1 protein-coding gene is annotated in these 422 nt (G+C 54.3%); it reads left to right on the forward strand.

Going from position 1 to position 422, the window contains the following annotated elements; genetic code table 11:
• Positions 1 to 99: 99 nt before the first annotated feature.
• Positions 100 to 422, forward strand: a 323-nt coding sequence (locus JHD59_RS22255; RefSeq protein WP_199155870.1) for a 3'-5' exoribonuclease, incomplete at its 3' end; no start/stop codon positions are given.

Here is a 422-nt window from a genome sequence, read left to right on the forward strand (position 1 = left end):
GGGTACTGATCTTGTAAAAAAAGCCTGCCGGTCGGTAGGCTTTTTTTATGACGTTTCAGGGTTGTCATGTGACAATGCCAGCCAAAGGAGACTTGTCGAATGACCACCATCCCCGCTCTGATTTCCCTGGATATCGAAACCCTGCACCAGAAGGCCCCCGAGGCAGCAGTGATCGCCATTGGCGCGGCCCTGTTCGTTGACGGCGTAGAACAGACCGATCTGCGTTTGTCACTTCTGATTGATGCGGATGATGCGTTGAAGTACGGCATCAGCGACGTTGACACCATGCTCTGGCATATCAAGCAAGGCCATGAACACGTAGCCGGCCTGGGTTTGTACCAGGACCGTGCGACGCACTTGCTCAGAGATGCGCTCTCCCGGTTATCGGACTGGGTCGCCAGTGCAAAAACAGTCGCAAAATC

Origin of the sequence: Chromobacterium sp. ASV23, from assembly GCF_016428945.1 — a bacterium.
GTDB classification, from domain to species: Bacteria; Pseudomonadota; Gammaproteobacteria; order Burkholderiales; family Chromobacteriaceae; genus Chromobacterium; species Chromobacterium sinusclupearum.